Genomic DNA, 14,279 nt, shown 5'->3' on the forward strand with positions numbered 1-14,279 from the left:
AACGAGTTTCGTATTTTTTAAATCTAAGCCACTTTCTTTTGAAACACACGTTGTAGCTTATCAGTGATGACCTGCTGAATACCACTATTGACCATTTTACTTAAATGCTGAATGGCAGATAACTCCAATCGATAAATGCGAATAGCCTTCCCTCCAGTAATACTTTTACCCGCAACAATCACAGGCAACACTGGCTTAGTATGTAACGCCAGACGTAATAGTTCACTAATCCCTTCCTTCACTGAAAGCATTGCATTCGAAGAAGTAGGCTGACGAAATGCAAGTCCATGAGGAAACTCCTGACTTTTCTGGCAACAATGGACCTCAATACCCGTATATCGAATAGCCTCTTGGGGAATATTATAAAAAGTATGATGTAATGCTGACTTATCGGGCTGAACAATTACCTTTTTCTGACTGGATAAATTACTGCTTTCTAAAATACTTTCATCACTACATTTTAACTGATAGTTGGTGATTAGCTTTGCAGCATCAGGCAAGTACACACAAAACAATAATTTGAGCAAGGGTAAAGCATTAATCTGGTTTTGATCTGAGACATGACCAAGCACTAACGACATGGCAGACTGAAATGTTTCGTTTGTAGTGTAAAACGACATAACTTTTCCCTCAGGCTTGTAAAAAGTTCCCGCAAACGCCATATGCTTTTACCTCACAAGAAGCTATTAAAGCTGTCCCTGTTATTAACCACTTGTGTACAAACACAGGATTAATGTTAGAGGTATCGAACTTAGCATATCTTACTCAACACGCTGCAAAACCACTCTCTTTAGTTGCTTCCCCAAGAGCACTTAAGCATTACATGCCAATTAAGGAAGCGTTACGGGAACGATATACCTCAACACGAGGCATAAAATACAACACTGCACTATGAGCAGTTAATGTGCCAAATTAACGCCCCAAATTAACGTTAACCTCATCACAAATTCAAAAATAAAATGCGATCTATATCACTATAGTGGCTGATTTAGTTACTTTTTTTGTCATTAACCAGGTCAACAAGTGACAAAAACAGTCACGTTTGAAAAGCTGTTGAATAGCTTAAGACAAACGATTATCAATAACCTGCTTTTGCGATACACTATAGCGCTATTTTTTTGCTGTTTTCTCTGGAGTATCGCCATGACCTGGGAAGAATACGAAGCACTTTTCATGCAAGGCCTCATCGCTGTACTTATTATTTTTATGTTTTTTATTGTCTTTGATTTGGCCAGAAAAACTAAAGCAGGAAAGTTAGGCTCTTTCGTATTATTTGGAGCGCTCTGCCTGGGAGTTATTGCTTATATAATCAAGGCAGTAGTCGTTGATAGCTTTGGTGGATACTAAGGGCAGGGAGTGGTTAACAAACAGTTAAAGATGATTACTACAGCTAAAACCAGTTCTTTTATAACAGCTATCTATCTTTAAAAAAATACCCATAAAAAAAGCCTGGTTGTTTAACAGCCAGGCGAGACAAGAACGAACATGATAAGATAAGGCTTGGTGCAGCTTATCTTGATTCATTTTGGTCAATAGCCTTATTGACTACAATCCGTACAAATACTGACTAAGTTATGATCAGCTCACAAAGTAACACTTAGTTATTGCTGTAGATTACCCCCCCTCCAGTTTTTATACTTAAGTGCCAATATCTACTGCTTCCCATACCTCATAGTCATAGAACTATCACCACATACTCAAGCCAGAGTGACCATGTTATACTCGTTGTCCATCAAATAATGTTTTCAGTAGAGACTACCCAAATAGTGTTAACAGCCCCAAATATCACTCACCTTAGTCTGACTATTAAGCCACTCGTTATGATCTCAAGGGCACCATGTTTAAGGGTTAAGACATAGCTATGCCCTTTAAGAAGTCAACGCATAAACAGAAAACTCATCGCACAGATGTCAACCAGCATGACCCAAACGTGATGGTGGTTTTATTTAATAAACCTTACCAAGTACTGTCACAATTTACTGATGGTGAACAACGGCAAACACTCGCTGACTATTTATCCATTCAAAACATTTACGCTGCAGGACGTTTAGACCGTGACAGCGAAGGCTTATTGCTTTTAACCAATAATGGCCGGCTACAACACACTATTGCTCACCCTAAGCACAAATTACCGAAAACTTACTGGGTACAAGTAGAGGGCATCCCCAGTAGTCATGCCTTACAGCAATTACGCGATGGCGTCATGCTCAATGATGGATTAACATTGCCGAGCACTGTTGAACTCATCCCCCCTCCTACAGCACTTTGGCAACGAGAGCCTCCCATTAGAGAGCGTAAATCAATCCCCACCCAGTGGTTAGCAATAACAATCATTGAGGGACGCAATCGGCAAGTCCGGCGTATGACAGCCGCTGTTGGTTATCCAACCTTAAGATTAATCCGTGCACAAATAGGCCCTTGGCATATAGGAAAGCTGCAGCCTGGTGAATCAATAATCCTACAAAACCCTTGGCAATTAATAGCGCGCTATCGGTCACAGCAATCTCAACGCAAGCCATCTAAACTTCGATAAAAAATATGATTATCAATATGTTATGCAAATGATTACTAAATTCTTACAAAATAACTATGTATTGCTAGCACGGCTGGCATTGAGCATTTGTTTAATTGCAATTTCAATACTTGCTTTCAGCCCAGCAGTCGTTGATCCCCTCATACATACCAGCGATAAACTTAAGCACGGATTTGCTTTTTTAGTGTTAGCCTATTTAGTCGATGCCGCCTGGCCCACAAGCACATTTAATTATCAGAAATGGCTTGGCTTACTAGGTTATGGTGTATTTATCGAAGCTGTGCAGTATTTTATCCCTTACCGCTCCGCCTCCTGGCTAGACCTGCTGGCTGATACTTCTGGTATCCTTTGTTATGGATTACTCATCCCTGGCTTTAAACACCTGCCACTTATTAACTGGCGTTGGCAGCATCCCATGCTTTCTAGCCCACACCAGCAAGATTAAGGACTGATATGCAGTATCTATGTCCCTCTTTTGCCACACTTGCAAAGCAACAACAACTTATCCACTTTAATGACTTTTGGGACTTAACCACACCTTGGTTTGAAGCTCCCAACCACCGACGTAATGGTTGGAGTGGTGTCATTGAGTACACATTAACAGACTCAAATGGGCATCCTCACCGCTACTTTATTAAGCGACAAGAAAATCACAATACGCGTAGTTTACGTCACCCGTTTTCTGGCGAGCCAACCTATCGTCGCGAATTGATTAGCATTCTGAAGCTTCAGGCACTCAATGTCCCTACTTTAGATGTTGTGTATTACCAGGAACGAAAAGAAAAAAACAACCATCAAGCTATTTTAATTTCTAAAGCCCTTGAGAATTATCAAAGTTTTGGCGAGTGGTACAAAAGCAAACCAGATGAACATCAGCTAGCTACAGCTTTTAAGCGGCTTGCAGCCATTATTAAACAGCTTCATCACCATAAACTCGCACACTACTGCTTATACCCTAATCATGTTTTCATTAAATCTGATGAAAAAAATACATTTGATATGCGTCTAATTGACTTAGAAAAAGTCCGTTATACCCCGATTTCTGCCCAAGGCCGCTATAAAGATTTAGATTGTTTCTTGCGTCACGCCTCGGGTTTTTCACCCAGTCACTTAAAAATGTTTTTCGATGAGTATTTCAAAAACTTATCGAAATTTTCACATATTCAGCACAAGCTCATACAGCAGCTATCCCAACAGTAAAGTTGTACTCAGAAATGGAGGGCTTTACATTTTATTTTTGAAAGTGAGAACTACATAAAAGCTATGACATTTCCCTTTTGGGGCAATGTCATTACCATACGGTGACAATAATAAATAAAAAGTGGTAGCAAAGCTGTATGAATCACTTAAGCCGTTTAAGTCACTTTATTGTTGCCTCACAAGCAGTTGCGGAGCTGTTAAAGCAAAATCAACTGAGTAGTTTTGAGCAGGTATGGGAGGCTAAACTCCCATGGTTTGAACCACCCAATCAACGACGAAATGGTTGGAGTGGTGTCAGTGAACATCAGTTACATACGGCTTCCGGTAATCACATCAACATATTTATAAAACGCCAAGAAAATCATAATACCTTTAGCATTCAACATCCTATTACTGGCATTCCTACTTTTTACCGCGAATTTAATAACTTAAAACGACTTTATCATCTTGGTATTGGTGCCCCTCAACCCCTCCTCTACGCAGAACGCACTCACCATGGCAAAAAACAAGCGGTATTAATCACCAAAGCACTCGATGGCTACTGCAGTTTAGAAAACTGGTATCAACGTTACTCAAAAGCAACATTAACAACTCGTGAAAAATTACTTAGCTCTCTGGCAATATGCTTACGGAACTTTCACAACCATCATTTAGTTCATAACTGTCTTTATCCAAAACATATTTTTGTCACTAATGCTGAAAATCCCGCATCTTTTCAAATCTACTTAATAGATTTAGAAAAAACCAAACGCGTATTCAATACAAAAAAACACTGTAATCATGACTTACAACGTTTTATTCGACACGCAAACATTATTCCTGAACAGGATATACAGTATTTTATTGACCACTACCAGCACGTGGATAAGCGACAGCACTACCTTTGTGCCAGTTAAGTCCATAAAAACAAGACTCCAAGGAGAGGGATTTGCCGCGTGTTCGACAAGTGCGACCCAAACTTTGGGCAAAAATGCTTATTAAAGAGTGGTTTTAAGGCAAATTTATAGGTGACAGCCCTGAGCAGCAGGGCCAGTCATTTTATAATAATATTTTACGTATATGGGATTGAAGAAAAGGCACAACATCAGCCTCAAACCATGGATTTTTTCTTAACCATAACGTATTTCGAGGGGATGGGTGAGGGAGTGGCAAGTAGTCAGGTAAGCATTGCTGCCAATGACTAACACGAGCTGTTAGTGTTCTATGCTGATCTTGCAAGTAGTATTGCTGCGCATATTGCCCTACTAATAAAGTAAACTGAATATTGGGCATTAAGGGACGGAGTAAGGGATGCCACTTAGGAGCACATTCAGGACGAGGAGGAAGATCACCACTTTTACCTTTTCCCGGATAACATAAACCAACAGGTATAATGGCGATGTTACTTTCATCGTAAAACTGTTCACGGTCCAAATCCAGCCACATACGCAACCGATCGCCACTAGGATCATTCCACGGAATACCGGTAGCATGAACACGCGTTCCAGGAGCTTGTCCCACAATTAAAATCTTTGCAGTTTCGGTTGCACGCAACACGGGGTTAGCTCCCAGCGGCAAGTGCTCCTTGCAGATATCACACTGTCTGATGTCTGCCAATAAGTCTTTAAGTGAGATCATCGCTCATTGCATCCAATACTAGGGCCTGTTAACACTATTTGAATGATATGATGTAGGAATTTGAGCGGGAGTCAATAACTGCAGAAGGCGCTTAATGAAAAGAGGATATACGGAAGGATCAAGCAGTTTTAACGTGAATAGCGCGTTTAAGGTGTACCATAAAAAAAGCCTCCGAGCATGAATACTTGGAGGCTTTTTTAAAGGCTTTGCGACTGTATGAGCCTTTACCTTTTTTCGGCTTTTCTGTCTGGCTGCGGAACTGTCGCTGCATCACTAACTGTTTACCCAGAGCTCGACGCTTAGGTTTTGTTGAAGTTGCCATAATAGTTTATCTTCCTGGTTTCCATTTTAAAACAATTGATCCCACAAGTTATTCGCTGCGATGCATATGCTGCAAGCTGCGAACTTGGGGCAGCATCATAATAAATTTTTACACCAAACGCAAAAAAGCAGGCCAGTCACTGACCTGCTAAAGGCAAGGGTAATGTACATCAGGGAAGATAAACTCAAAGTCCCTCGTTAAGGAGGGAAATAGTAATGTCGCTATTCGCCTTCACCAATAGGCTCTTTCGAAGTAGACAAGAAACCTCTACCTTGAGCAAAGTAAAGATAAACAGGCTTCTCGTTACGTAATACATCAATTACATTTTCAAACATAGCTGATGGTAAGTGCATCCGAATGATGCCACTACTTTCATAGTCATTTTCGTATTGCATTCCTGGATCGTTAAAGCGAACATACCCTTTTGTTTTACCATCTGAGCCATACAATGCTATTTGGGCACGGTTTGTTTGATAGCCTTCTGGGCCACCATAAAATAAAACATGATAGTTTTTAATTTCTGTGGACATAACTTACCAATCTCCCTTTGAAATAAGTTTGGCTATCTTTTACCTAAACAGGTAAACAGAATTTCTCTATGTAATTTCCTACACGCAGAATTAAAATAAATTATCTAAAAAAAACTTAAAGTCTAGTTTACCTATACTCTTCGCGAATGATTTTTAGGCTTTGTTACCATCGCTCTTCACCCCAGTCATTTAGTTTATCTAAACTCCTGGAGCTTCATCGCTCGGTGGCCTCGCCTAAATAACCCTTCGCTGTGAGTATATACCACTTTATTTTGACACCTAAAAATGATTCATTATGGGTATACTTTGGAAAAGAGCTTAAAAACTGTAAATCAACTCAACTAAGAGGTTAGCAGCTCGTTAACTAACTGCAACACGTTTTTAGCGAAAATTCATGATTATTTTATGAAGTATTTTTAACAGTTCTACAATCATGACTACTAATTATTCGCTGACAATGAGATCAATGTACTCATCAAACATTAATTACCAAGCAACCAACTTTCAGGAATTTCATAAAAACCATAAAAAGTAATTTCTTGAGTTTTACCCTTTAGCTGCATGGTATAGCTTGCCCACTCATGGGTATCGATCTCCAAAATTGATAAAAATGCACAGGAAATAATAATAGGGTATCCTGCCACCTTACTTTGCTGTTCCAGTCTCGCGGCAATATTCACATCATCACCAATTGCGCTGATAATTTGTGCCGCAGGTGGTCCCATAGTACCCACAATTACCCGTCCAAAATGTAAGCCTATGCCACATGACAAGGGTGCTAGCAACTCAGAAGACAGTACCCCATTAAGACGCTTCAATTTTTCCTGCATTAACGCCACACCTTTTAAGGCTTGCCGGCAAATACGCATGTGTTTCTCTTCAGTTAAACCATACAATGCCATCAAACCATCACCAGCAAATTGAGCATAATGCCCTTCAGTTTCATGCAATGCAGCAGTCATTTCCGCAAAAAACTGGTTCAAAATAAACAGCACATCATAGGGTAAACGTTGCTCTCCTAAACGCGTTGAATCTCGAAGATCTAAAAAGAGTATTGCGACTTCTCGTTCATGCCCATCCAGCCCACCCGGCCGTTTACTTGCGGAAGCCCTTACATCAGGAGATAAAAGCGGCTGGACTGAAATGGTACCTGTTGGATATAACTGACATGCCAAACGAGTATGTGCTGGTGCATTGATTTTATCCAAAGCCTGCTTTTCAACTGCATTAGGTGGTGCTAAAGCAGCTTCACCAGCAGTAATTAATACCCGACAAGTAGTGCACCTTCCTCTACCGCCACAAATAGCAGCATGAGGAATACCATGCTGTCTAAAGGTATCTAATAGTGAGGTATTTCGAAAAAGACGTATGTTTTGGCCATTGGCTAAACATAACTGACCGACCGTTTGCTGCCGTAACCAAAAGTAATTTAGCCCTCGCACTATTAGCGGTAATAGCAAAATAAACGCATAAACTATCCAAGCATAAGAAGTATAGTTTTCAACCACAGTAAAATAGTCACCCGTTAAGTTTGCTTGAGCTTTTATTGTTGCAATAAGCGTTTCATCGAGCATTCTCACTAACTGACGTCCGCTTGCTATAAACCCAGCAAGTGCTAAAACAGGTATTAATACTGCAACCCCAAGCCAGTAACTTTGTTGACCTTGATACCAACGATTAACTCGTAACCAATAATGAATACCCAAACAACCATGATACCAAACAAGCAGTAAAGTCACTGCCTGCCAAAGGCCTTTATCTGGCGCTAAATACCAGTAAATCAGTTGAATAGAATAATAGTCATGGTCTACGGCAAATCTATCGACTAAAACATCTGTCGCCAATACATGCTGTACCAACATGAGCGGTATCAACAAGCCTGAAACAATCTGCCGCCACTCCCACCCTGCAATACCCAGCATATTTCTTCGGGCTAAAACCCATATAGCATTTACCAAGTGGGTTAAAACGGCTACTAACATAAGCATTTGGCCAACCGGGGTATTCCAAGGTGCCAGTAACCATTTTCGGGCAGCATTTTGCCAATGAATGTCAAACAACCCCATGCTGTGATTAACTAAGTGCATCAACACAAATGCAAATAAAATCAGTCCAGAATAAAGTCTTAAATTTGCCCTTAAATTCTTCGGCTGCAAGTATCGATCTCCACAGTAGCATTTGAAGAGTCCCAAAGCGAAGAATTTTTAAGTGGAGCTAAACTGGTCTGTTAAGACTAGTCCCACATAAAACCCTTCGTTGTGGGTATATAATTTAGAATGTTCTCTATTTGATTGAATTTACGTCTGTCATTAGGGCAGCAGTTAGAATTCACTAAACTAATCAACCTCAATTAAAAATAACACTCCCCAAATAATTAAGAGTAAAAAAATGATTACTTTATCTTGTGAGTGAAACACTGTCATCGTTAGTTAAAAATTAAATATCATCATGATACTAACACTATAATGTTAGTATCATGATTACTCCATCCATCCTACATATATCCTTCATCACAAGTACAAGAACATCCTCTATTATCCATAACCAATGCATAACCTTACCCAGGTCCATGCATTTATAAGTTATACCATCTCTGATTAACTACCTGATTTTTCATTTGGGTATGCAAGTCAGCTAAGGTGACCAGCTGTCACGCAACCATTCTACTAGCGACTTTAATCAATGGTATTCAAAACCAATAGACTTCCTTACCGAGGATAATGATATGGCAACGAATGCAGCTCCTTATAACTTTGACAAAGAGCTTTTACAGAATACTCATGGACAAATAAACTGGGGACCACTTTCCCTGTCATATAGCCTGAACCTGTCAAAACTCTCTTTAGTCGCAAATGCAACGTTACTAGGTGTTAATGTTGGTCATGTACAAATTGATCCTCAGCATCCTGAAGCTCAACTTGGTGGCAGTGTTGGCTTTGCAACAGCAAAATTAATGCTCTCAGTAGATTTTGACAAAAAAGTGCTGCACTATGTTGTAGACCTTGAAGCATTCGGTCATGGCATCAACAAAAAAGGTGATATCCACTTATAATCAACCTTATATGCCTGACCAGAGATCCCTTTAATAGTTAGGGTTTCTCACTTGTAATACCTACTCCGTCAGTATAGGGCCTTTACTTAACGTGAGGCCCTTTTTTCTTAACAACTGTTCTCACCTTTACTTCTCTGACATTCACTCGGTATAGTTCACTATAAGACCAATAAATACTCTGTAAGAGAAGTATAGAAACCCAGCTTTGGATGAGAACACACAATGTTAATGCTTATTTCTCCGGCAAAAACCCTTGACTTTGCCAGCCCAATTCTTAGCAACCTTGCAGTTTTACAGCCACAATATACACAGCAAGCTGCACAACTTATTGAGATACTCCGCCAGTTCTCCGTTTCCGATATTAGTCAACTGATGAAGCTTAGCGATAAATTAGCGAGTTTAAACGTCGCTCGTTACGCTAGCTGGCAAGCAAAGCATACTAAAGAGAATAGTCGTCCAGCGATTTATGCCTTCAAGGGCGACGTTTACACAGGACTTGATATCGATGCATTCAGTCAGGAAGACCTCCAGTTTGCTAATACCCACCTAGGTATTCTTTCTGGTCTATATGGTTTACTTCAACCTTTAACCCTCATCCAGCCCTATCGATTGGAAATGGGCACAAAACTGCTTAACCCAAAAGGAAAATCACTGTATGACTTTTGGCAAAGTACTATAACCACACATGTTCGCCAACAACTCGATCAACAGGGTGATAATATTCTCATCAACCTGGCTTCAAACGAATATTTCTCAGCAATTGATAAAAAATCGCTCAATGCTGATATTATCACCCCTAGCTTCAAGGACTATAAAAATGGTACCTATAAAATAATCAGTATGTATGCCAAAAAAGCAAGGGGCATGATGGCGCGTTATATTATTCAAAACAAAATTACTCATCCTGCCGACATCAAACAGTTTAACGAGGCAGGCTACCAGTTTAACGAACAGCTCTCAACTAATGATAATTGGGTATTTACACGAAAAATAAATAATGGCTAATTACCTGTTTCATAAACAAATTTAAGCACTGCAAACAACCTTCTTGCTCTATTTTCACGTACGCCATACCCAATACGAATGGTTTTTAGGTGCGGCCATCGAGTGACGAAGCCCCATGAGCCTATATTAATAGGTGATTGCGGGTGAGGAGTGAAGATAACAAAACCGAGAAATCATTCGTGACGGGTATATATTAAACAAACACCAATTGTACTTCGATATATGTTATTAGTAAGCAACGGTTGGATAACTCAAGTTGAACTGTTTGCCGCAAGGATGCGGCAACCAAGCCTCCAAGGATCGATTCACGGCGTGTTCAACGGGATTTATCCAATTGTTGTATCACAGTGCTTTAGCTATAGGAAAATGGCTTTTATAGAAATTGCTTTAATACATGATCCCCCTGGTTACTACTCAACTACTCACTTATAACTTCCTGATTCACATTTTCTTTTATTTCAACTTTTAACTTTCTTGCTTCAGTATATAAATAGCGGACTAAATCATATTCAAATGGTGACCCCAAATCTCCATAACGAAAGGGTGTTACATAACGTTGGTTGATAGCTTGTAAAGCGAAAAGTTCATTATGATCTTTTCTAACACTAGCAACATTTAAAAAATTAATTTCTTTTTCTGTAACAATATCCACAAAGATTCCAGTCGAATCTCTCAAGTTACTGGGACCTAAAAAAGGCAAAACAAGGTAAGGGCCTTCACCCACTCCCCAGTATGCTAATGTTTGACCAAAGTCCTCTTTAAATGCGGTCAATCCCATTGCAGATGCAGGATCAAACAAGCCAAAAATACCTAAGGTTGTATTTATCAACAAACGTCCGAAGCTTTTCGTCGTATTTTTTATTTGCAATTGTAACAATGAGTTGACAATAGTGGGTACTTCACCAATATTCGAAAAAAAATTTGAAACTCCTGCTCTCATAAACTCAGGAGTTACGGTTTTATAACCTGAAACAACGGGTAAAAAAACATACTCATCAAAAAGATAGTTAAACTTATAGATTCGTCGATTAATGCCTTCCAAAGGGTCATACACAATAAGAAAGTTTAAACTATCGGGGGTCGGTGTTAAACGATCTGCTTTCTGTGTATAATCAATCGTTTTCAAAGGGTGTTTAAAGCCATCTTTAGCTGGCTCCGGGAGTTGTTTATCACCATAGCTCGAAAACGCCCATAAGCATAACACGATAGAAAGAAAATATTTCATAATGAGCTGTTTTCCTACCTACTTAACGCTAATTCAAAAAATGCGAGTATATCCCTAGCATTTTGTTTGTAATTTAAGTTTCCACAGTGACCACCATAAGGGTATATGGTGTAACGACCGGCTTGAAAAGTATCCTTAATAAATTGCAGATCGCCCTCACCCAAAATAAAGTCATCCGCATTTGTCATAACGCCAATATAATCCGCTTTTCTCAAGAAAGACTGAATACGGTATAAACTGACATTGTTCATTAAGTCATTCAATGTTTTAGTGGGGTTTTCCTGCTTCCAATAAGGGTAAACCCGTTGTTGAACATAACACTCAAAGTCACAAATAAGTACTCGCCGCAGGTAACGGGTCAATGATGTACTTACCGTTACCCGCTGACTAACCGGCAAATATATACCAGTTTTACCAAGCTGATTTGATGTAAAATTCATGTCAGCAACAGCAAAACGAAAAACAATACCAATAAGTGCAGCCATCTCTTCTCGAGTCATTGCATGACCAGAGCCTTGTAAGTCAAAAAGCAAAGCATCATCAACATTAATACGACCATACTCAGCAAAAAATTTAGCTAATTTATTAAAAATATGATTAAAAAACTGCTCAGCTGATTCAATGCCAGGGATCTTAGCATGAATCATTTTATCTAAGTTAGTGATAGACGTGTAAAGATTGACTGGAGGGTTGAGCAATAATATTTTAGAAAAGTTAATACGTTTTTTTCTAGCATCAAGATCACCTAAATATGCTGCATCTAAAGCACCAAGACTATATCCTGTCAAAAATATTTTAGAGACATCTATAGAATGATTAACCTTAATATATTCAAAAGCTTGCTGTATAACGTAATACAGATCAACTGCATCATGTTGACTAATACCAGGCACAAAGCTCGTTGAAGCCGACGCAATAAAGTCATAGTTTGTTGGAGAGGATATTTGTAATACATGTAAACCTGCTCCGTAGAAAAGCTTCTTTAAATACTCCATTTTCTGTTCATTATAACTTCCTCCCGTGCCAGCAATAATAACTATTATTGGTGCTTTTTTTTCTTGCCATGCAATATTAATAGGTAGTTCAGCTACATCCCATAGATTTTTAGGTAATTTTCGTTTAGGAAACACTTTTAATTTAAATGTCTCTTCTAAAATTTCCTTTTCATCGATAAGCTGAGGTCTAAACTCAGGTGGAGAAGTGGCAATCGTAGCAAAGAATGGGTTTTTTATCGGAAAATCATATTTGGCATAAGCTAGTGATGAGCACAGTATCAACCCCAAAAACAGGCGTAAATTATAGTGATATACTTTAAACAGTTTAATAGAAACTACTTGAGAAAATTTATGGCTAGAACATCCATCCATAGTAAAGGCTCGATTATCCTTTGTGTACTCTAAGAGTAATTCTGAATATGTTGAGGAACCTGCGTATTGGCTACCCAACGACTCAACCATGCCGACAACTTATGGTCAACCGTGTCTGTTTGATCAAGTTTAAGTTTCAACGGCTCTAAGATGCGCTTTGCATATAACTCAAGCAAATGCTCATCGATCAGTGTGGTAGAACAGTGACCAACACTTTCCATCACTGTGAGGGGTGTAAAAACTATAACGCCATAGCTTAACCCCGCTAAGATAGGATTAACCTGTTTTATTTCACTAAAAAGCTCTTGATAACCTATTGGCGCCATATTAGTAGGAGAAGTCTCACACACCAAAATAACCTGACGGTGAGGCGGAGAAACCGACGATAAAGAAGGCTGTTGTTGTTCTATAGTGAAGTGCTCAGCTGCCAATCGTTCTACAATCGTATGTACCCAGTATCGACTCTGCTTAGCCTGATCTGAAGAAACAATGGTAATTGTTGCCATAATCCTTATGTCTACATCCCTATAGGTTACTGTTATGGTTTACAGCATTAATTATTATCATTTGATATTGATTACTCATACATAGTTTATGATGTTATGAGAAAGTCGCAACCCTGTCTTTAAAATCTAACGTTAAGATGAAAGAGGCATTTCTCCTTACTTATATAAGCATACAATGCGTGTATATACCCCAATAGAATAGCTTTTATTTCTAGTTATCATACTGTGCTATGCGTTTGACAAGCATCAAGGTAGATAGCGGCCAATACTCATACACTACGCTTAGCTATTTCTCATGCATTCAGGATAACAGACTTATGACAGCGGACACCTTAGTTTACGATATAGGCAACAGTCGGTATATCAATCTGACTGACCGTTGTACACTTCGCTGCCAGTTTTGCCCCAAACACAATGGTTCTACTCAGGTCCATGACTATCAATTAAAGTTATCAAAGCGTCCAACGGCTGAAGTCATTATTCCCCTATTAGAAAACCCTGCCCAGTACAAAGAAGTCGTTTTTTGCGGCTTTGGTGAGCCAACATTAAATCTTAAAACTTTGCTCAGCGTAGCCCACTATGTCAAAGCCCATGGTGGAAATGTTCGGGTAAATACGGATGGCTTAGGTAATCGTCTTCATAAGCGCAATATTCTCCCCGAGCTTGCAGCCTGCGTTGACCGCATATCCATTTCACTGAATGCCCAAAATGAGAATGTATATAACACACACTGTAAACCTCAACTCCCCAATGCTTATCAGGAATTACTCGACTTTATAAAACTCTCTCCGCACTACATCAAACATGTTACCATCACCGCTATAGAAGGGCTGCCTGGGGTCGATACCGCCACCTGTGAAAAAATCGCTAAACAAGCAGGCGTCCACTTCAAAAAACGCTTTTTAGACCAGGTAGGCTAATT

At 39.4% G+C, this 14,279-nt stretch carries 16 protein-coding genes; 8 read left to right on the forward strand and 8 right to left on the reverse strand.

The features are described 5' to 3' along the window. Positions 1-23 precede the first annotated feature (23 nt). A complete protein-coding gene (locus KHS79_RS05475; protein WP_212717370.1) occupies positions 24-620 on the reverse strand; it encodes a hypothetical protein in 597 nt (198 codons plus the stop codon). A gap of 523 nt (positions 621-1,143) precedes the next feature. On the opposite strand from KHS79_RS05475, the gene KHS79_RS05480 reads away from it, so the two are divergent. The 5 genes from KHS79_RS05480 to KHS79_RS05500 all read left to right on the forward strand — a co-directional run bounded on the left by KHS79_RS05480 (position 1,144) and on the right by KHS79_RS05500 (position 4,629). Beyond that, positions 1,144-1,347, forward strand: coding sequence for a DUF2788 domain-containing protein (locus KHS79_RS05480; RefSeq protein ID WP_212717372.1), 204 nt, complete (start codon positions 1,144-1,146; stop codon positions 1,345-1,347). 514 nt (positions 1,348-1,861) lie between these two features. Continuing rightward, on the forward strand, positions 1,862-2,533 hold the full coding sequence (locus KHS79_RS05485; protein ID WP_456156798.1) for a pseudouridine synthase: 672 nt from the start codon (positions 1,862-1,864) through the stop codon (positions 2,531-2,533). 28 nt (positions 2,534-2,561) lie between these two features. After that, positions 2,562-2,978: a VanZ family protein gene (locus KHS79_RS05490; RefSeq protein ID WP_157365428.1), complete on the forward strand. Its 417-nt coding sequence runs from the start codon at positions 2,562-2,564 to the stop codon at positions 2,976-2,978. Positions 2,979-2,986: 8 nt separating this feature from the next. Beyond that, positions 2,987-3,733, forward strand: coding sequence for a lipopolysaccharide kinase InaA family protein (locus tag KHS79_RS05495; protein WP_212717374.1), 747 nt, complete (start codon positions 2,987-2,989; stop codon positions 3,731-3,733). A gap of 137 nt (positions 3,734-3,870) precedes the next feature. Further along, entirely contained in the window at positions 3,871-4,629 is a 759-nt protein-coding gene (locus KHS79_RS05500) for a lipopolysaccharide kinase InaA family protein (protein WP_212717376.1), read from the forward strand. A 142-nt stretch (positions 4,630-4,771) separates the two neighbouring features. Here the strand turns inward: KHS79_RS05500 and KHS79_RS05505 are convergent, their stop codons facing one another. The 4 genes from KHS79_RS05505 to KHS79_RS05520 all read right to left on the reverse strand — a co-directional run bounded on the left by KHS79_RS05505 (position 4,772) and on the right by KHS79_RS05520 (position 8,358). Beyond that, entirely contained in the window at positions 4,772-5,350 is a 579-nt protein-coding gene (locus KHS79_RS05505; RefSeq protein WP_212717378.1) for a uracil-DNA glycosylase family protein, read from the reverse strand. A gap of 118 nt (positions 5,351-5,468) precedes the next feature. Further along, the gene (arfA, locus tag KHS79_RS26325) at positions 5,469-5,672 is read right to left on the reverse strand and encodes an alternative ribosome rescue factor ArfA (protein WP_212717380.1); all 204 of its coding nucleotides are present in this window, start codon (positions 5,670-5,672) and stop codon (positions 5,469-5,471) included. Positions 5,673-5,893: 221 nt separating this feature from the next. Then, entirely contained in the window at positions 5,894-6,202 is a 309-nt protein-coding gene (locus KHS79_RS05515; protein ID WP_027708104.1) for a hypothetical protein, read from the reverse strand. Between the two features lie 482 nt (positions 6,203-6,684). Then, entirely contained in the window at positions 6,685-8,358 is a 1,674-nt protein-coding gene (locus KHS79_RS05520) for an adenylate/guanylate cyclase domain-containing protein (protein ID WP_212717382.1), read from the reverse strand. Positions 8,359-8,927: 569 nt separating this feature from the next. On the opposite strand from KHS79_RS05520, the gene KHS79_RS05525 reads away from it, so the two are divergent. Together KHS79_RS05525 and yaaA are read left to right on the forward strand one after the other, a co-directional pair. Beyond that, on the forward strand, positions 8,928-9,254 hold the full coding sequence (locus KHS79_RS05525) for a hypothetical protein (RefSeq protein ID WP_027708106.1): 327 nt from the start codon (positions 8,928-8,930) through the stop codon (positions 9,252-9,254). Between the two features lie 222 nt (positions 9,255-9,476). Continuing rightward, positions 9,477-10,259 (forward strand): peroxide stress protein YaaA, encoded by a 783-nt coding sequence (yaaA, locus tag KHS79_RS05530; RefSeq protein ID WP_212717384.1) that lies wholly within the window; start codon positions 9,477-9,479, stop codon positions 10,257-10,259. A gap of 418 nt (positions 10,260-10,677) precedes the next feature. On the opposite strand, the gene KHS79_RS05535 is transcribed toward yaaA, so the two are convergent. From KHS79_RS05535 to KHS79_RS05545, 3 genes are read right to left on the reverse strand one after another with little or no spacing between them, the layout of a single operon-like run. Beyond that, the gene (locus KHS79_RS05535) at positions 10,678-11,484 is read right to left on the reverse strand and encodes an MlaA family lipoprotein (protein ID WP_212717386.1); all 807 of its coding nucleotides are present in this window, start codon (positions 11,482-11,484) and stop codon (positions 10,678-10,680) included. A gap of 14 nt (positions 11,485-11,498) precedes the next feature. Further along, on the reverse strand, positions 11,499-12,941 hold the full coding sequence (locus KHS79_RS05540) for a hypothetical protein (RefSeq protein ID WP_212717388.1): 1,443 nt from the start codon (positions 12,939-12,941) through the stop codon (positions 11,499-11,501). Continuing rightward, complete coding sequence (locus KHS79_RS05545) at positions 12,881-13,357, reverse strand: hypothetical protein (RefSeq protein WP_094786337.1); 477 nt, start codon at positions 13,355-13,357, stop codon at positions 12,881-12,883. The genes KHS79_RS05540 and KHS79_RS05545 overlap by 61 nt, the downstream gene beginning before the upstream one ends. Before the next feature lie 317 nt (positions 13,358-13,674). Here KHS79_RS05545 and KHS79_RS05550 point away from each other — a divergent pair, with 317 nt between their 5' ends. Continuing rightward, positions 13,675-14,277, forward strand: coding sequence for a TatD family nuclease-associated radical SAM protein (locus tag KHS79_RS05550; RefSeq protein WP_212717390.1), 603 nt, complete (start codon positions 13,675-13,677; stop codon positions 14,275-14,277). The last annotated feature ends 2 nt before the right edge of the window (positions 14,278-14,279 follow it).

Origin of the sequence: Zooshikella ganghwensis (assembly GCF_018263875.1) — a bacterium.
GTDB classification, from domain to species: Bacteria; Pseudomonadota; Gammaproteobacteria; order Pseudomonadales; family Zooshikellaceae; genus Zooshikella; species Zooshikella ganghwensis.